This window comes from Pseudonocardia alni (genome assembly GCF_002813375.1).
Lineage (GTDB): Bacteria > Actinomycetota > Actinomycetes > Mycobacteriales > Pseudonocardiaceae > Pseudonocardia > Pseudonocardia alni.
On the sequence record NZ_PHUJ01000003.1, the window covers coordinates 877,550 to 894,858 of the forward strand.

A 17,309-nucleotide genomic window follows, 5' to 3' on the forward strand; every position below is an offset into this window, starting at 1 on the left:
TGGAGAACGTGATGGGGACCGACCGAGGGGAGCACGACATGGGTGGCGCACTGGACGGGCTGCGGGTGATCGACCTGGCGTCGGTGGTCATGGGCCCGTACGCCTGCCAGATCCTGGGCGACCTGGGCGCCGAGGTGATCAAGATCGAGCCGCCGGCCGGGGACATGACCCGCCGCACGCTGCCGCAGCGCAACCCCGGGATGGGCGCGCTCGCGCTGAACGTGAACCGCAACAAGCGCTCGGTGGCGCTCGATCTCAAGACCGACGCCGGCCGCGCGGTGCTCGACGACCTGCTCGACACCGCCGACGTCCTCGTGACGAACATGCGCCCCGGCGCGCTGGACCGGCTCGGGCTCGACCCCGGGCGGGTCGCCGAGCGCTTCCCGCGCCTGGTCCAGGTCCGCGCGCAGGGCTTCCGCAGCGACTCCGAGCTCGCCGACCGCGCCGCCTACGACGAGATCGTGCAGGCGTCGTCGGGGATGGTGGACCTGATGCGCCGGGCGACCGGCACCCCCTCCTACGCGCCGACGATCCTGGCCGACAAGGTCTGCGCGCTGACGATCGCCTACTCCACGCTGGCCGCGGTGATCCACCAGCGGGCCACCGGCGAGGGGCAGCTGGTCGAGGTCCCGATGACCGACACACTGCTCGCGTTCAACCTGGTGGAGCACCTGTCCGGGCACACCTTCGTGCCCGCGGAGGGCCCGACCGGGTTCAACCGGTCGATGGCCGCCGGGCACGAGGCCGTCGCGACGAAGGACGGCTGGGCCTGCATCCTGCCCTACACCCCGCGCAACATCGCCGACTTCTTCACCGCGGCCGGCCGCGACGACCTCGCCGCCGACGAGCGGTTCGCCACCTCCGCCGCGATGGCCGCGCACCAGCCCGAGCTGTACGCGCTGATCGGCGAGCTGGCCCCCTGGCGCACGACCGACGAGTGGGCGCAGCTGTGCGCGCAGTACTCGGTCCCGTTCGCGCCCGTCCTCGCCGTCGACGACGCCGAGACCGATCCCTACGTCACCGACGGCGGCCTGCTCACCGAGGCCGAGCACCCCACCGAGGGCCGCTACCGGTCCATCGGCTTCCCGGTCCGGTTCACCGCCACCCCGGGCGGGATGCGCACCCCGGCCCCCGCGCTGGGCGCCGACGGCGCCGACGTGCTGCGCGAGCTGGGCCGCACCGACGACGAGATCGCCGCGCTGGTCGCCGACGGGGTGCTCGCCCGATGAGGGCCGCCGACGTCCTCGCCGCCGGAACCACCCCGCTGACCGCGCCCGCGTTCACGCCGGGATCGCACCGGTTCACCGACCGCGAGTACCTGAACGTCGTCTACCGCACCGACCCCGACGCGTTCCGTCGCGCGCTGCCCGAGCCGTTGGTGGCCGGGGAGCCGCTGGTCCGGTTCGAGGTCATGCACATGGGCGACGTCGACGGCTTCGGCCCCTACACCGAGTCCGGGCAGGCGCTGGCGTGCTCCTTCGACGGCGAGGAGGGTGAGTACCTGCACGGCATGTGGCTGGACAACGCACCGGCGACCTTCGCCGGGCGCGAGCAGAGCGCCTACCCGAAGGCGTTCGGCACACCACGACTGGGCGTCGAGGACGGTGCGCTCGTCGGCACCCTGCACAAGGGCTCGCTGCCGGTGGCCGTCGCGACCATGGCCTACCAGCACACCGAGCTCGATCCGGCGGAGGCCGCCGCGCAGGTCGGTGTGCCGACCTTCATGGTCAAGCTCGTGCCGGGCCGATCGGGACCGGTCGACGCCCGGCTGGTCCGCACCCGGATCACCGACCTGACCGTGAAGCGGGCGTTCACCGGACCGGCCCGGCTGCAGCTGTTCGACCACGTCCTCGCACCGCTGGCGGACCTGCCGGTGCGCGAGATCGTCTCCGCCTCGCACGTGCTGACCGACCTCACGCTCGCGCCGATCACCACCGTGCACGACTACCTGGAGGAATCGTGAGGATCACCGAGATCGGTGCCGGCACCATCGGCGTCTCCTGGACCGTGCTGCTGGCCGCGGCCGGACACGACGTCGTCGTCACCGACCCGCGGCCGGACCTGGCCGAGGTCGTCGACGCCGGTGTGCGCCGGTTCGGGTCGGCGGACCTGCTGGAGCGGGTCGCCTGCGAACCGGACCTCGCCCGCGCCGTGGCCGGTGCCGACGTCGTCCAGGAGCAGGGACCCGAGCGCCTGGAGGTGAAGCAGGACATCTGGGCGACCGCGGCCGCGCACGCCCCGGCCGGCGCGCTGCTGCTCAGCTCCACCTCGGGGATCCTGCCCACCGACGTCGCCGCCCGGCTCGACGACGACGCCGCCGCCCGGTTGCTCGTCGCGCACCCGTTCAACCCGCCGCACGTCCTGCCGCTGGTGGAGCTCGTCGCCGGGGAGCGCACCACGCGCGACAACGTCACGCGGGCCGCGGAGTTCCTGCGCTCGGTCGGCAAGGACCCGGTCGAGATCCACAAGGAGGTGTACGGCTTCGTCGGCAACCGGCTGCAGTCGGCGCTGTTCCGCGAGGCCGTCTCCCTCGTCCGTGACGGTGTGGTCTCCCCCGCCGAGCTCGACCGTGTGGTCACCGGCGCGCTCGGTCCGCGCTGGGCGACCGGCGGACCGTTCCTGAGCTTCCACCTCGGCGGCGGCGACGGCGGCCTGCGACACCTGCTCGAGCACCTCGGCCCGGGGATGGCGCGCCGATGGGCCGACCTGGGGGACCCCACCCTCGACCCGGACACCGTCGAGGCGATCAGCACCGCCACCGAGGACGCCTACGGCCCCAGCCGCGAGGCCCTCACCAGCGCACGCGACCGCGCCGAGACCTCCGTACTCGCCGCCCGGTCGCAGATGGAGGAGTCATGACCGCACCGCTTCCCGCCGACCTCTTCGGCTACGTCGACCTGCTCCCCCCCGAGGAACAGCAGATCCTCTCCCGGGTCCGGTCCTTCGCCGAGGAGCAGATCGCCCCGATCGCCGACGCGTACTGGGACCGCGCGGAGTTCCCGCACGAGCTGATCCCGGGGTTCGCCGAGCTCGACGTCGTCGGGCTGGCACGGGAGTGGCCGGACCGGCCCGCCTACTCGCGGCTGCTCACCTCGTTCGTGTCGATGGAGCTGTCCCGCGTCGACCCGTCGATGGCCACGTTCTTCGGCGTGCACGCCGGGCTCGCGCTGACCTCGATCGACCTGTGCGGGTCGCCGGAGCAGAAGGACCGCTGGCTCCCGGCCATGCGCCGGATGGAGAGGATCGGCGCGTTCGCGCTGTCCGAGCCGCACGGCGGGTCCGACGTCGCGGGCGGGCTGGAGACCACCGCCCGCCGCGAGGGCGACGAGTGGGTGCTGGACGGCGCCAAGCGCTGGATCGGCAACGGCACCTTCGCCGACCTGGTGATCGTGTGGGCCCGCGACGTGGCGGACGACTCGGTCAAGGGCTTCGTCGTCGAGAAGGACATGCCCGGGTTCACCGCCACCAAGATGGAGGGCAAGCTCGCGCTGCGCACCGTGCAGAACGCCGACCTCACCTTCGACGGCGTGCGCGTCCCGGAGGCGAACCGGCTGCCCGGCGCACAGACCTTCGCCGACACGAACCGGGTACTGCGGGTGACCCGTGGCGGCGTCGCCTGGAACGCGGTCGGCGCGATGGCGGGCGTGTTCGAGCTGGCCCGCGACTACGCGGTCGAGCGCGTCCAGTTCGGGCAGCCGATCGCGTCGTTCCAGCTGGTCCAGGACCACCTCGTGTCGATCCTGGGCGCCGTCGTCGCCTCGCTGGGGATGGCGGTCAGGGTCGCCCAGATGCAGGACGACGGCACCTTCCGCGACGAGCAGGCGGCCCTGGCCAAGCGCCAGGCCACCCTGATGCTGCGTGACGCGGTCGCCCGGGCCCGGGAGGTGTTCGGCGGCAACGGGATCCTGCTGGAGAACAAGGTCGGCCGGTTCTTCAACGACGCCGAGGCCCTCTACTCCTACGAGGGCACCAAGGAGATCAACACCCTGGTCGTGGGGCGCGCGGTCACCGGGATCGGGGCGTTCGTGGGACGGCGGCCCGCGAAGCACTGAGCACCGCCAGGGCGTCGCGCAGCGCCCGCAGCCCGGTGACGGCGGGGTCGTCACCGGGCAGCGCCGCGAGATGGGCGTCGACGCACTCCCGGTACAGGCCCGCCAGGTGGTCGGTCAGCAGCGTCCACGCCGCGACCCGCTCGCCGAGCGCCCCGTCGCGCCACCGCAGGGCGGCCCGGGCCAGGTCGCGGTGGGCGCCGTCGTAGGAGGCGACGGCGGCGTCGTTGCGGCCGATCTCCCCGGTCGTGAGGGTGTGCAGGAACCGGACCGGGAACAGCACCGTCTTGGTGACCGTGCGCGGCCCGCGGGCCAGCAGTGCGGCCGGGTCGGCGACCCCGGCGAGCCAGGCGTCGTCGACCCGCTCGACGAGGAACCCGGCCGAGCCGCGGACCAGCTCGTCGTGGCCGGGCGGGACGGCACCGTCGCGGACGTCGGTGCCGTGGCGCAGCACGCCGGAGTCGAGCAGGTCGAGCCGGTCGACGGCGGGCAGGCGGGCCGGTCGGCGCCCGGTGCCGTGGCGCACGGTGTCCGGGTCGGCCCAGAACACCGAGAGCCGCTCGGCGAGCCCGTCGGTGCCCGCGGCCGCGTCCCGGGCCGCGGCGACGACGTCGTGCACCCGCGAGGCCGTGCCGCCGCCGGTCTCCCGCAGCACCAGGGCCAGGTCGACGTCGCTGACGGCGGGGGCGAACCCGCCGTGCGCGAGGCTGCCGAGCGTGTAGGCCGCCACCAGGTCGTCACCGAACTCGCGGCGGGCCGCGTCGGTCGCGGCGGCCAGCACCGCCTCGCCCCGCTCGTCGTCCGCCACCGGGCCAGCCTGCCACGCGCGGCCGTCGGACGACCGCCGGACGAACCGGAGAGCCCACCCGTCCCGCCGCGGGTTGCGCACCGCCGGCCCCCGGGGATGATCAGCGCGTGCTCTACATCGGACCGATGGAGATCCCCGGGTCGGACGACCACGAGGGGTTCGTCAGCGCGGACACCGCCGACGGCCGCGCGACGGGGATCTGGAGCGACGCACGCCGCGTCCCGGCCGTCGCCTACCGCGCGGCCTGCGAGTGCGGCTGGCGCGACGACGTGGCGTTCGTCCCGGACCGGCTCGGCCACTCCGCGGCGCTGCGCGCGTTCGTGGACCACCACTTCACCCCGGTCACCGGCTCCCCCGCGCTCGATTCGGTGCGGCACTTCCTCCCGGCCTGGGCCGCCGTCGTCGTCGCGCGGGAGTTCGCGCCCGCGATGGCCTGAACGCCCGGTTCGTGCACCTGCGGCCGGTTGTCGGCAGACTGCGAGGATGTCCGCCCCACACCGCCACGCCGCCCCCGACGTCACCCGCTCCACCCCCGTCCTGGCCCTGCGGGTGCTCGCGACCGCGTCGGTCGTCGTCCTGGCCTGGCAGTTCGTGACCGCCGCCGGCCTGTTCACCGGCGGCGACGTCGGCCCGCACGGCGCCGGCGCGATCGTGCTGCACGTCGTCACCGGGCTCGCCGCGGCGGCCGCGGTGTGGCTCTGTGTCGTCACCGCCGGAGCGTGGTGGCCGTCGGTCCTCGCCGCGGCTGTCTTCGCGTTCACCTTCGTCCAGGCGTGGTTCGGCGACATCGCGGGGCTGATCGTGCACGTGCCCGGGGCGATGGCACTCGTCGCCGGGTCGGTGTGGCTGGTCGCCTGGTCGTTCCTCCGGGCCGGCTGACCGGCCCGGACGGCCGGTGACGTGGGTCACCCGAACCACGTGGCCGCTCCGTCCGAACCCGACCGGGGTGGTCTGTCCGATTCGGCGCGCGCGATCACGACGCCCCCCATACCCTCGACAGACCCGGCCCGGTCGTGCCCTCGGCCCCCGACCGGGTCCGGACGCCGACGTCCGGCCGCTCACCACCCCAGGCGACCCGACGGGAGGCCGCGCGATGTTCGTGGAGACCGGGCAGGACCGGCGGCTCGAGCACGTCCCCACCCACCCGGACTGGGTCGCGGAGATCCGCGGCCGGGTCCGGGCCCACGTCGACGAGACCGTGCGGCTCCGGTGCGCCGAGCACGTGCACTCGATGCGCGGTGCGGACTTCGTCGCCGGGGTCCTGAGCGACTTCGTCGGCCGAGGCAAGTACCTGCGGTCGATGTTCGGCTACCTGGGCTGGCGGGCCGCGGCCCCGGACTCCCCCGCCGCGCTGGCGGCCGTGTCCGGGCTGGAGCTGCTGCACGCCTTCGCCCTGCTCCAGGACGACGTCATGGACCGTTCGCAGTTGCGCCGCGGCCGGCCGACGGTGCACGTCCAGCTCGCCTCCTGGCACCGCGGCCAGGGCATGTCCGGCTGCCCGGACCGGTTCGGCGAGTCCGGCGCGGTGCTGCTGGGCGACCTGTGCCTGGTGTGGGCCGAGCAGGCGATGCGGGAGAGCGGGCTGCCGCGTGCGGTGCTCGACCGCGGCTGGCCGCGCTACGACGAGATGCGCTCGGAGCTGGCCGTCGGGCAGTTCGCCGACCTGCTCAACGAGGCCCGCCGCGTCCCCACCCTCGACGAGGTGATGGACGTGCTGCGCCGCAAGTCCGGCAACTACACCGTCCGGCGCCCGCTGGAGCTCGGCGCCGCGATGGCCGGGGCCGCACCGGAGCTGCTCGCGGCACTCGGCGACTACGGGACGATGGTCGGCGAGGCCTTCCAGATGCGCGACGACGTGCTGGGCGTGTTCGGTAGCGACGCCACCGGCAAGTCCGCGGGCGACGACCTGGCCGAGCGCAAGGCCACCAGCCTGGTCGTGCTGGCCCGCGAGGTCGCCGGACCGGCCACCCGGGGCGCCCTCGACGCGCTGCTGCACGGCTCCGACGAGGCCGACGGCCCGGTCGACGTCGCCGCGGCGCGGGTGGCGATCGAGTCGACCGGGGCCCGCCGCCGCATCGAGGAGCTCATCGCCACCCGGGTGCAGGGTGCGCTGCGGCTGGTCGACGGCGCGGTCGCCGACGGGGTGCTCGGCGACGACGTCGCCGCGGTGCTGCGCGCGATGGCCGTGCGCTGCGCCGACCGGGTCTCCTGACCGGGGAAGCCCCCGCGAGTGACTGCGGTGCAACAGGATACGACCCGACGCGCCGTGCGACGCCGGCGGTCCTAGGCTCGCGGACATGGTCGACCGTTCCCCGTCCCGTCCCACCCGCCCCGGAACCGTCGGCCGTGCGGGCCTGCCCCGCGAGCAGGTCCCGTCGCACTTCGACGACGGCGCGGCCGACTACGACCGCCTGGTCGGGATGAACCCCGGCTACCACGACCACCTGCGCGCGTCCGCGGCCCGGATGCGGCTCCCCCGTGACGGCGCCGGGCTGCGCCTGCTCGACGCGGGCTGCGGCACCGGGGCCTCCACCGCGGCGCTGCTCGGGGTCGCCCCGCGCGCCGAGATCGTCGCCGTCGACGCCTCGGCCGGGATGCTCGAGCGCGCCCGCACCAAGCCGTGGCCGGCGTCGGTGCGGTTCGTGCACTCCACGGCCGAGACCCTCGCCGAGAACGGGGTCGAGGGACCGTTCGACGGGATCCTCGCCGCCTACCTGCTGCGAAACCTCGACGACCCGGACGCCCAGCTGCGCCGCTTCCACGACCTGCTGCGCCCGGGCGGGGTGCTCGCACTGCACGAGTACTCGGTCGCCGACTCCCCCCGCGCCCGGCTGTCCTGGCACGCGGTCTGCTGGGGGATCATCGTGCCGCTCGGCCGGATGACGACCGGCGAGACCGCGCTGTACCGGCACCTGTGGCGCAGCGTGAACACCTTCGACGGCATCGGCCGCCTGCGCGACCGGGTGCGCGCCGCCGGGTTCGACGCCGTGCACTCCGAGACCATGACCGGCTGGCAGAACGGCGTCGTGCACACCGTGCTCGGGACGCGGTCGTGACCGCCCGCCCGACCGACGCGCGCCGCGTCCGCCACGAGCCCGCCGGTGGCCTCGGCGACGCCGGGCAGCTGGGGCGGCGGCCGCGGGCGGTCGTCGTCGGGGGCGGGATCGCCGGGTTGGCCGCGGCGACCGGGCTGGCCGAGCGCGGCGTCGCCGTCGAGGTGCTGGAGCGCGAGCCCTACCTGGGCGGCCGGGTCGGTGGCTGGTCGGAGACGCTGCCCGACGGCACGCCGGTGTCGATGAGCCGCGGCTTCCACGCGTTCTTCCGGCAGTACTACAACCTGCGCGCGCTGTTGCGCCGCGGCGACCCCGGGCTGGAGCGGCTGGTGCCGCTGGAGGACTACCCGCTCGTCGACGCCCAGGGCCGCCGGGACACCTTCCGCGGGTTGCCGCGCACACCCCCGTGGAACGCCGTGCTGTTCGCGCTGCGCAGCCCCACGTTCCGCCCGTCGGACCTGTTGCGGCTCGACGCCCGCGCCGCCGCGCCGCTGGCCGCGGTCAGCGTGCCCGGCATCTACGAGGCGATCGACCACGTCGACGCGCAGAGCTTCGTCGAGTCGATCAACTTCCCGCCCGCGGCCCGGCACCTGGCCTTCGAGGTGTTCTCCCGCAGCTTCTTCGCGCCGCCCTCGACGATGTCGGCCGCCGAGCTCGCGACGATGTTCCACATCTATTTCCTCGGCTCCTCCGAGGGCCTGATGTTCGACGTGCCCGACGCGGGCTTCGACACCGCGCTGTGGGAGCCGCTGCGTCACTACCTGACCACCCGCGGTGTCACGTTCCGGACCGGGGTCACGGTGTCCTCACTGGAGCGAGGGGGGTCCGTCGACGGTGGACGGTTCCACGTGAATCATTCCGCCGGCGGTACCGCAGCCGACGCCGTGGTCCTCGCGACCGACGTGCGCGGGCTGCGCTCGGTCGTCGCCGCGTCCTCCGACCTCGGCGAGCAGGTCTCCACCGTCGACGGGCCCGGCGCGCTGGACCGCTGGCGCGCCGACGTCGCCGCGCTCGGCAGCGCGCCACCGTTCCTGGTGCAGCGGCTGTGGCTCGACACCCCGGTCGACGCGTCCCGGCCGCCGTTCCTGGGCACCGGCGGGCTCGACCCGCTCGACAACATCTCCGTGCTCGACCGCTACGAGCACGACGCGGCCGGCTGGGCCGCCCGCCACGGCGGTTCGGTGGTGGAGCTGCACGCCTACTCGGCGGCCCCGCCGCCCGGCGTCGACGACGACGCCTGGACCGCCGGGCTGCGCGAGCGCTGCGTCGCGCGACTGCACGAGCTCTACCCGGAGACCGCGCGGGCCCGCGCGGTCGGCGAGCTCGTCCAGTGGCGCGAGGACTGCCCGATGTTCGGCGTCGGCGACTTCGCGCGGCGGCCCACCGTCGCCACCCCCGTCGACGGCCTGGTGCTGGCCGGCGACGGCATCCGGATCGACCTGCCGGTCGCGCTCATGGAGCGCGCCGCGAGCACCGGCTGGCAGGCGGCGAACCGGCTGCTTGCCGGCTGGGGCCTGGCCGGCCACCCGCTCGAGACCGTCCCCACCAGCGGCCGCCTCGGTCCGCTGCGGCGCGCCGCCGAGTACGCGATGCGCACCTGACACCCGTCGAAGGACACCACGTCATGACCCTGCTCTCCCGTCTCACCGCGAACTGGCCGTCCCACTGGCCGCTGCAACCGCTGCCGTCCCAGAAGTGGGCGGCGCAGAAGCCGACCTACGCCGGCGCGGACCCGAAGCTGATCTCGGCCGCGCTGGAGCGGGCGCAGGCGCGCCCGTCGGGGAACTGGTTCGTGGTCGCCGCGAGCCGGGAGATCCGCGGCGACCGGCCGCTCGGCGTGCGCATCGGCGGGGTCGAGCTCGTCGCGTGGCGGGAGGAGGACGGGACGGTGCGCGTGGGTCCCGGCGCCTGCCCGCACCTCGGTGCGCCGATGGCTCTGGCGGCAGTCGACTGCGGCGAGCTGGTGTGCCGCTGGCACGGGCTGCGCCTGGGCGCCCGGTCCGGCCCCGGCTGGGCGGTGCACCCCGTCCACGACGACGGGGTGCTCGTCTGGGCGCGGCTCGACGACGTCGGCGGTGAGGAGCCGACCGACGCCCCGGTCGTCCCGGCCCGCCCGGCCGGCGCGGTCCTCGACGCCGTGACCACCCTGGTCGGGGTGTGCGAGCCCGAGGACATCGTCGCCAACCGGCTCGACCCGTGGCACGGCGCCTGGTTCCACCCGTACTCGTTCCAGAAGCTGACGGTGGACTCCGCGCCCGCCGTCACCGACGTCGACGAGTCCGACGACCGCTTCCTGGTCACCGTCACCTTCAAGGTCGGTCCGGGGCTCGGCGTCCCGGTGCGGGCGGAGTTCGTGTGCCCGGAGCCGCGGACGGTGGTGATGCGCATCGTCTCCGGCGAGGGCGTCGGCTCGGTCGTCGAGACCCACGCGACCCCGCGCGGCACCGACCGCGACGGGCGGCCCCGGACCGCGGTGATCGAGGCCGTCGTCGCCGGGTCGGACCGGCCCGGGTTCTCCGTGGCCTCGAAGCTCGCCCCGGCGATCCGCCCGGCGATGGCCGCGGCCGCCACCCGGCTGTGGCGCGACGACCTCGACTACGCCGAGCGCCGCTACGCGCTGCGCGCCCGGTAGGACCGTCGGCGCTGGGCGAAGCGGCGCCGGGCCACGGTGCCGGCCGGCACCGAGACGACCGCCACCGACACCATCAAGTACGCCGGTGAGACCGGCGACCCCGTCGTCTCGAGCAGGGTCGTGAACACAAGCGGTGCGGTGCCGCCGAACAGCAGGACGCCGACGTTGTAGGCGATCGACCTCCCGGCGGCGTGCAGCTCGTCGCGCACGGCCACCAGTGCTCACGGTGTCGGTCACGGCGGCGCTCAGAACGCACCCGCCGTCCGGGGCATCGTGGCGGGTGGAGCAGGGCCGGCGCGGTGGATCGGGGCCACCGGAGACGGGGCTGGACGTTCATGATCAGTTTCTCGGAAGGGATCGGTGCCACGTACGGCACCGATCCCTTCCCGGACGACGATCATGGGTCCCGCCCACCCTGGAGCGTCCACGCAACGCGCAGCCGGTCGCGGACGCGGGGCCGGCGGAGTCGTCAGGCCACCGGCAGCCCGGCCGGTCCGGCCTTGCGCAGCTCCCGCGGAGGCGTCCCGAACCAGCGCCTCGACGCACGGGACAGCGCCGACTGCTCCGCCAGCCCGATCATCGCCGCGACCTGGGTGAACGGCAGGTCGGTCCGCAGGATCAGGCGCTCGGCGGTGTCCCGGCGGGCGTCGTCGACGACCTGCTCGAACGTCGTCCCCTCCACCGCGAGGTGACGCTGCAGGGTGCGGGGGTGCACCCGCAGCAGCCGGGCGACGGAGCCGATCCGCACCGGCCCCGACGCCAGCGACCGGTCGACGGCCGCCCGTACCCGGTCGGTGACGGTGCGCCCGGGCCGGTCGAAGTGGGTCTCCAGGTACTCGATGGCGATGGCGCGCACGGTCTCGTCGCCGCCGGCCAGCGGGCGTCGCACGAGGTCGGCGGGCACCCGCAGCACGGCGGCGGGCCGGTCGAAGCGGACCTCGGCGCCGAAGAACCCCCGGAAGCGGTCGGCGTCGGCGGGAGCGGTGTGCGGCAGGTGCACCGACCGCAGCCCGTAGAGCCCGCCCGACAGCAGCCCGACGATCCGGTGCAGCACCCCCACGCCCAGGTCGGCGACCTGCGGCGGGAGCGGGTCGGTGCTGCCGTACTCCAGCCCGGTCACCCCGGCGACGCCCTCCGGGTCGGCGACGGCGCCGATCGTCAGCGCCGGGCTGTGCACGTAGAGGTAGCGCGAGGCGCAGTCGAGCGCGTCGCCGAGGGTCGCCGAGTTCTGGACGGCGACGGCGAGCGGCCCGAGGATCTCCGGGCCCTGCCGCTGCGCGAGGCGCAGGCCCAGGTCGCCGCACCCGAGCTCGGCGGCCGCGGTCTCCAGCACCCGGGCCACCGACCGGGTCGGGACCAGCGCGTCCGGGTCGGTCCCCTCGACGGCGTCGATCGGGATGCGGAACCGTGCGAACAGCGCCGCTCCGTCGCCGCCCAGCTCGCCGACCAGCGCGACGAGCCCCCGCAACGCCCTCGCCCGGGTGAGTGATCCGGTGCCCATGTCGTACGAGGGTAAGTTGTTGTCGCGCCAGGTCAAGTTACTCCGGGTAGGTTTGGGGCAGACTGGATCTCGGTCGACAGAGGTAGTCAGCGCGGACGCGCCCGATGAGGAGGACCACATGACGCAGGCCGGCACGACGCCCGCTCCGGACAGCACCGCCGTCGAGCACCGCGACGTGATCATCGTCGGGGCCGGGCTCTCCGGCATCGGCGCCGCGGCCCGGCTGCACCAGGAGCTGCCCGGCAAGGACTACGCGATCCTCGAGGGCCGCGAGAACATCGGCGGCACCTGGGACCTGTTCCGCTACCCGGGCATCCGCTCGGACTCGGACATGTTCACCCTGGCCTACCCGTTCCGGCCGTGGCGCGAGCCGAAGTCGATCGCCGACGGCGCCGACATCCGCCGCTACATCACCGAGACCGCCCGCGAGTACGGCGTGACCGAGCGGATCCGCTTCGGCACGAAGGTCGTCGGCGCCTCGTGGGACTCGGCCACCGCGCGCTGGACGGTGGACACCACCACCGCGCAGGGCCCGAAGCGCTACACCTGCTCGTTCCTGTTCATGTGCTCGGGCTACTACGACTACGACAAGGGCTTCCAGCCGGAGTTCCCGGGCCGGGAGGACTTCGCCGGCACCTGGGTGCACCCGCAGTTCTGGCCGGAGGACCTCGACTACACCGGCAAGAAGGTCGTCGTCATCGGGTCCGGCGCCACCGCCGTCACGCTGATCCCCTCGCTGGCCGCGAAGGCCGGGCACGTCACGATGCTGCAGCGCTCGCCGTCGTACCTCACGGTGCTGCCCAGCAAGGACCCGGTCGCCGACCAGCTGCGCCGCTTCCTGCCCGCGAAGGTCGCGCACGCCATCCTGCGGCTGCAGTACGTGACGCTGACCCAGGCGTTCTACCAGCTCGCCCGGCGCCGCCCGGAGCGTGTGAAGAAGGTGCTGCGCGGCCTCGCGCTGAAGTTCCTCAAGGACGAATCCTACGTGGACAAGCACTTCACCCCGAGCTACGACCCGTGGGACCAGCGCCTGTGCGTCATCCCGGAGGGCGACTTCTACAAGTCGATCAACCGGGGTGACGCCTCGGTCGTCACCGACCACATCGAGCGGATCACCGAGAAGGGCATCCGGCTGCGGTCGGGCGAGGAGCTGGAGGCCGACGTGATCGTCTCGGCGACCGGCCTGTCGCTGAGCCCGCTGGGCGGCATCACGATCCACGTCGACGGCGAGCAGGTCGACATCGGCAAGACCGTCACCTACCGCGGCCTGATGCTGTCGGGCCTGCCGAACCTGGCGTTCTGCATCGGCTACATCAACGCGTCCTGGACGCTGCGCGCCGACCTCGTCGCCCGCTACGTGCCCAAGCTGCTCGCGCTGATGGACCGCGAGCGGATCGCCGTCGCCACGCCGGCGCCGACCGTGTCCCCGGACCGGCCACTGCTCGACATCGAGTCGAACTACGTGAAGCGCTCGGAGCACCTGTTCCCGCGCCAGGGCCGCAAGGACCCGTGGCGGCTGCACCAGAACTTCTTCCTCGACGCCGTCGGGCTCGGCCGCGCCGACCTCAAGCGGGACATGATCCTCACCCCCGCCTCGGCGCTCGGTGCCCGCGACGCCCGCGTCCCCACCCCGACCGCGTCGGGCATCGCCGCGGACACCGTCGCCGGCCCGGCGGCCGCACAGCAGGAGGTGGCCTCCTGATGGCCCGCTCACCGTTCCGCTTCGCCGAGGGCACCGCCGTCGTCACCGGTGCCGCCGGTGGCATGGGCGAGCACGTCGCCCGCCTGCTCGCCGAGCGCGGCAGCGACCTCGTGCTCGTCGACCGCGACGGCGACCGGCTCGACACCGTCGCGTCGGCGATCCGCGCGAAGCGCCCCGGCCTGTCGGTGACCACCGAGACCGTCGACCTGGCCGACCGCGACGCCGTCGACGCGCTGTCGGCCCGGATCCTCGCCGGCCACCCGGAGATCAGGCTGCTGGTCAACAACGCCGGCGTCGCGCTCGGCGGGGACTTCGCCCGGCTGACCCTCGACGAGTTCGACTGGGTCATGGACGTCAACTTCCGCGCCCCGGTGCGGCTGACCCACGCCCTGCTGCCCGCGCTGACCGCACGGCCCGGCGCGCACGTGGTCAACGTGTCCAGCCTGTTCGGGCTGATCGCCCCGCCCGGGCAGTCGGCGTACTCGTCGTCGAAGTTCGCGATCCGCGGCTTCTCCGAGGCGCTGCGCGCCGAGCTCGCCCAGGTCGGCGCCACCGTCACCACGGTGCACCCGGGCGGCATCAGGACCGGGATCGCCGCGGGCGCCCGGGTCGGGGTCAACATCCCGGCCGAGGAGGCCGAGCGCGGCAAGAAGGACTTCGAGAAGCTGCTGACCTTCCCCGCGGAGAAGGCCGCCGAGCTGATCGTCGACGCGATCGCGAAGCGCCGGCCGCGGCTGCTCATCGGGATCAGCGCGAAGGTCCCGGACCTGCTGGCCCGGCTCGCCCCGGCGAACAGCATCCGGATCTTCGCGAAGCTGGTGGGCGCCTCGGGGAACGCGAAGGCGGCGCGCACGCGATGACCCTCCCGCAGACCCGCTTCGTCGACGTCGGCGGCACCCGGATCCGGGTCCGCGAGAGCGGCGACCCCGCCGGTGAGCCGGTCCTGCTGCTGCACGGGATCGGCCGCAGTCTGGAGGACTGGGACCCGCAGCACGAGTTCCTGTCCCGGTACCGGGTGGTCGCGCTCGACCTGGCCGGGTTCGGCCACTCCGACCGGGTGCCCGGCCCGGCGACGCTGGAGAAGCTCGCCGACACCGCGCTCGCCACCCTCGACGCGCTCGGCGAGACCCGGCCGGCGCACGTCATGGGCAACTCGCTCGGCGGCGCCGTCGCGCTGCTGATCTCCACCCGGCACCCCGAGCGGGTCGTCTCACTGGTGCTGGCCGACCCCGCCGGGTTCGGCGCCGAGGTGACCCCCGCGCTGCGGGTCATCGGGGTGCCGCTGCTGGGCCGGTTCCTGCTGGGCCACCTGGACGCCACGGCGGCGCGACGCTCGGAGCGGTCCCTGTTCGTCGACGGCTCCCTGGTCACCGACGAGCGGGTCGCCCGCGCCGTGGAGATCGCGCGGCGGCCGGAGTTCGCCCGGACCTTCGCCGAGGTCGCGGCCGAGCTGGGCACCGTCCGCGGGGTCCGGCCGGGCTGGCGGCGCGCGCTGCTCGACGCGTTCGCCCGCGCCCCGAAGCCGACCCTGGTCGTGTGGGGTGAACGGGACCTGATCCTGCCCGCGGCCCAGCTGCGCGCGGCGGGCCGGCTCCCGCAGGTCACGACGCACGTGTTCGGCCGGGTGGGACACATGCCCCAGATCGAGGTGCCCGGGGCGTTCGCGACGCTGGCGTGCGATCACCTCGCCCGGGCGGGGCGGCGGACCAGCATCTCCAGCGACAGCCGCGCCGGCACCAGGTAGGGCAGGACCACGGCGGGCGGGCCGTGCACGGTCAGCCAGGTCCGGGTACCGGCCCCGGACGGCCGCACGCCGTGGTCCAGGCTCAGCCGCACCCGGTTCAGCGGGGAGGCGCCGGCGCCGAGGGCGACGTCCCAGGCCCAGCTGCGGGCCCGCTCGTCGACCTCGGTGACCGCGAAGGACACCGTGACGCCGAGCGGGCCGCGGACCTGCCCGGTCACGCCGGGGCGTATCCGGTCCGCCGCGGTGTCGACACCGAGGATGTAGGGCGCCCACTCCGGCCAGCGGGCGGGCACGGCGTAGCGCTCCCAGACCTCGTCGGCGGGCTGCGGGCCGCGGGCGTGCAGTGTCAGGCGCATCGACGACGATCCTGGCGGCTGCGCGCCCCCGCCGCGCGACGGGCCGGTTGCGGCCGTAGCGTCGGGTTCATGCGGATCGCCCCGTGGCTGGCCGCCCTGGTCACGCTCCCCCTGCTCGCCGCCTGCGGTACCGGCCCCAACCCGGTGACCAACGCGCTGTCCGGCGCCGAGGCCCCGGTCGCCGCGGCGGGCGCGGACCTGGTGCCGGTCACGGTGTCGGTGCCGCCCGGGGCCGCGACCGCCCCGTTCGACGAGCCCCGCGAGGCGCTCGTCCCGGCCGGGTGGACGGTGTCGGTCCTCGCCCGCGTCCCGAACGCCCGGCTGGCCGTCTGGGCCCCGGACGGCGAGCTGCTCGTCTCGGTGCCCGACGACGGCCGGGTGCTGGCGCTGTCGCGCACCGGTGAGCAGCGGCCGTTGCTCGACGGGCTCACCCAGCCGCACGGGCTCGCGTTCTCCCCGGACGGCGGCACCCTCTACGTCGCCGAGTCGAACCAGGTGTCGGCGTACGCCTGGGCCCGCGGCGCGGCGACCGGGCGGCGGGTCGTCGTCCCCGGCCTGCCCGACGCCAACTCCCCCGACCTGCGCGGCGCCTACGGCCACGAGCTGAAGTCGGTCACCGTCGGCCCGGACGGCGCGGTCTACGTCTCGGTCGGGTCGACCGGCAACATCTCGGTCGCCGACCGGGACGCCACTCCCCCGCGCGCGTCGATCCTGCGGATGCCGCCCACCGGCGGGCCCGCCGCGCCGTTCGCGACCGGGGTCCGCAACGGCACCGGGCTGGCCACCGCGCCCGACGGCTCGGTCTGGACCGCGGTCAACGGCCGCGACAACGTGCCCTACCCCTACGACCGGCCCTACGGCGACGCCGGCGCCTCGTCGTTCGGGAAGGTCGTCGACGCCTACGTCACCGACCACCCGGCCGAGCCGCTGGCCCGGCTCACCCCGGGCCGCGAGCTGGGCTGGCCGTTCTGCAACCCGGACCCGGACACCGACCCGGGCGTCGCCGGCTCCGCGCAGGACTTCACCGACGTCGGTCTGGTCGCCGACGCCGAGCTGAACCCCGGCGGGCGCGCGATGGACTGTGCGGCGCTGGCCCCCGTGGAGCAGTCCTTCCCGGCGCACTCGGCACCGCTGGGGCTGTCGTTCACCGACGGGGTGCTGCCCGCGCCGTACGCGGCCGGGGCCCTGGCCGGGGTGCACGGCTCCTGGAACGCCGACCCGCCGAGGGCCCCCGAGGTGTCGTTCTTCCCCTGGCGGGACGGGCGCCTCGGCGCGCAGCAGACGCTGGTCGGCGGGTTCCAGGACCCGTCCGGAGCGCGTTGGGGCAGGCCGGTCGCGGCCGTCGCCGGGCCGGACGGCGCGGTCTACGTGACCGACGACGACGCCGGTGCCGTCTACCGGGTGGCGCCACCCGGCCGGTGAGCACCCGCCCGTGACCGGGGCCGCAGTCGGCCCGGCCGCCCG

At 74.8% G+C, this 17,309-nt stretch carries 18 protein-coding genes; 14 read left to right on the top strand and 4 right to left on the bottom strand.

Translation table 11 applies throughout. From position 1 onward, the window contains the following. Positions 1 to 11: 11 nt before the first annotated feature. From ATL51_RS05255 to ATL51_RS05270, 4 genes are read left to right on the top strand one after another with little or no spacing between them, the layout of a single operon-like run. Positions 12 to 1,229 (top strand): CaiB/BaiF CoA transferase family protein, encoded by a 1,218-nt coding sequence (locus ATL51_RS05255; RefSeq protein WP_301548899.1) that lies wholly within the window; start codon positions 12 to 14, stop codon positions 1,227 to 1,229. Continuing rightward, positions 1,226 to 1,963 (top strand): acetoacetate decarboxylase, encoded by a 738-nt coding sequence (locus ATL51_RS05260; RefSeq protein ID WP_100877845.1) that lies wholly within the window; start codon positions 1,226 to 1,228, stop codon positions 1,961 to 1,963. Before ATL51_RS05255 ends, ATL51_RS05260 begins: the two co-directional genes overlap by 4 nt. Beyond that, positions 1,960 to 2,859, top strand: a complete 900-nt coding sequence (locus ATL51_RS05265; protein ID WP_100877846.1) for a 3-hydroxyacyl-CoA dehydrogenase NAD-binding domain-containing protein — start codon at positions 1,960 to 1,962, stop codon at positions 2,857 to 2,859. Before ATL51_RS05260 ends, ATL51_RS05265 begins: the two co-directional genes overlap by 4 nt. Next, on the top strand, positions 2,856 to 4,052 hold the full coding sequence (locus ATL51_RS05270; protein WP_100877847.1) for an acyl-CoA dehydrogenase family protein: 1,197 nt from the start codon (positions 2,856 to 2,858) through the stop codon (positions 4,050 to 4,052). The genes ATL51_RS05265 and ATL51_RS05270 overlap by 4 nt, the downstream gene beginning before the upstream one ends. On the opposite strand, the gene ATL51_RS05275 is transcribed toward ATL51_RS05270, so the two are convergent. Next, the gene (locus ATL51_RS05275; RefSeq protein ID WP_157818228.1) at positions 4,006 to 4,857 is read right to left on the bottom strand and encodes a hypothetical protein; all 852 of its coding nucleotides are present in this window, start codon (positions 4,855 to 4,857) and stop codon (positions 4,006 to 4,008) included. The genes ATL51_RS05270 and ATL51_RS05275 overlap by 47 nt on opposite strands. A gap of 107 nt (positions 4,858 to 4,964) precedes the next feature. Here ATL51_RS05275 and ATL51_RS05280 point away from each other — a divergent pair, with 107 nt between their 5' ends. The 6 genes from ATL51_RS05280 (at position 4,965) to ATL51_RS05305 (ending at position 10,542) form a co-directional block, all read left to right on the top strand. Beyond that, the gene (locus tag ATL51_RS05280) at positions 4,965 to 5,294 is read left to right on the top strand and encodes a hypothetical protein (RefSeq protein ID WP_100877849.1); all 330 of its coding nucleotides are present in this window, start codon (positions 4,965 to 4,967) and stop codon (positions 5,292 to 5,294) included. A 46-nt stretch (positions 5,295 to 5,340) separates the two neighbouring features. Next, positions 5,341 to 5,736: a hypothetical protein gene (locus tag ATL51_RS05285; protein ID WP_100877850.1), complete on the top strand. Its 396-nt coding sequence runs from the start codon at positions 5,341 to 5,343 to the stop codon at positions 5,734 to 5,736. Between the two features lie 214 nt (positions 5,737 to 5,950). Further along, positions 5,951 to 7,069: a polyprenyl synthetase family protein gene (locus tag ATL51_RS05290; protein ID WP_100877851.1), complete on the top strand. Its 1,119-nt coding sequence runs from the start codon at positions 5,951 to 5,953 to the stop codon at positions 7,067 to 7,069. 85 nt (positions 7,070 to 7,154) lie between these two features. Next, positions 7,155 to 7,913 (top strand): class I SAM-dependent methyltransferase, encoded by a 759-nt coding sequence (locus tag ATL51_RS05295; RefSeq protein ID WP_100877852.1) that lies wholly within the window; start codon positions 7,155 to 7,157, stop codon positions 7,911 to 7,913. After that, positions 7,910 to 9,511, top strand: a complete 1,602-nt coding sequence (locus ATL51_RS05300) for an FAD-dependent oxidoreductase (RefSeq protein ID WP_100877853.1) — start codon at positions 7,910 to 7,912, stop codon at positions 9,509 to 9,511. The genes ATL51_RS05295 and ATL51_RS05300 overlap by 4 nt, the downstream gene beginning before the upstream one ends. A gap of 23 nt (positions 9,512 to 9,534) precedes the next feature. Beyond that, complete coding sequence (locus tag ATL51_RS05305; RefSeq protein WP_073574995.1) at positions 9,535 to 10,542, top strand: DUF5914 domain-containing protein; 1,008 nt, start codon at positions 9,535 to 9,537, stop codon at positions 10,540 to 10,542. Here ATL51_RS05305 and ATL51_RS05310 read toward each other — a convergent pair. Both ATL51_RS05310 and ATL51_RS05315 read right to left on the bottom strand, forming a co-directional pair. Then, the gene (locus tag ATL51_RS05310) at positions 10,521 to 10,757 is read right to left on the bottom strand and encodes a hypothetical protein (protein WP_100877854.1); all 237 of its coding nucleotides are present in this window, start codon (positions 10,755 to 10,757) and stop codon (positions 10,521 to 10,523) included. The genes ATL51_RS05305 and ATL51_RS05310 overlap by 22 nt on opposite strands. A 254-nt stretch (positions 10,758 to 11,011) precedes the next feature. Then, the gene (locus ATL51_RS05315; protein WP_100877855.1) at positions 11,012 to 12,043 is read right to left on the bottom strand and encodes an AraC family transcriptional regulator ligand-binding domain-containing protein; all 1,032 of its coding nucleotides are present in this window, start codon (positions 12,041 to 12,043) and stop codon (positions 11,012 to 11,014) included. A 118-nt stretch (positions 12,044 to 12,161) separates the two neighbouring features. Here ATL51_RS05315 and ATL51_RS05320 point away from each other — a divergent pair, with 118 nt between their 5' ends. From ATL51_RS05320 to ATL51_RS05330, 3 genes are read left to right on the top strand one after another with little or no spacing between them, the layout of a single operon-like run. Next, positions 12,162 to 13,745 (top strand): flavin-containing monooxygenase, encoded by a 1,584-nt coding sequence (locus ATL51_RS05320; protein WP_100877856.1) that lies wholly within the window; start codon positions 12,162 to 12,164, stop codon positions 13,743 to 13,745. Beyond that, the gene (locus ATL51_RS05325; protein ID WP_100877857.1) at positions 13,745 to 14,605 is read left to right on the top strand and encodes an SDR family NAD(P)-dependent oxidoreductase; all 861 of its coding nucleotides are present in this window, start codon (positions 13,745 to 13,747) and stop codon (positions 14,603 to 14,605) included. Before ATL51_RS05320 ends, ATL51_RS05325 begins: the two co-directional genes overlap by 1 nt. Next, entirely contained in the window at positions 14,602 to 15,489 is an 888-nt protein-coding gene (locus tag ATL51_RS05330; protein ID WP_100877858.1) for an alpha/beta fold hydrolase, read from the top strand. The genes ATL51_RS05325 and ATL51_RS05330 overlap by 4 nt, the downstream gene beginning before the upstream one ends. Here ATL51_RS05330 and ATL51_RS05335 read toward each other — a convergent pair. Further along, positions 15,426 to 15,845 (bottom strand): SRPBCC family protein, encoded by a 420-nt coding sequence (locus tag ATL51_RS05335; protein ID WP_100877859.1) that lies wholly within the window; start codon positions 15,843 to 15,845, stop codon positions 15,426 to 15,428. The genes ATL51_RS05330 and ATL51_RS05335 overlap by 64 nt on opposite strands. Positions 15,846 to 15,914: 69 nt before the next feature. Between ATL51_RS05335 and ATL51_RS05340 the strand changes: the two genes are divergently transcribed. After that, a complete protein-coding gene (locus ATL51_RS05340; RefSeq protein WP_100877860.1) occupies positions 15,915 to 17,267 on the top strand; it encodes a PQQ-dependent sugar dehydrogenase in 1,353 nt (450 codons plus the stop codon). The last annotated feature ends 42 nt before the right edge of the window (positions 17,268 to 17,309 follow it).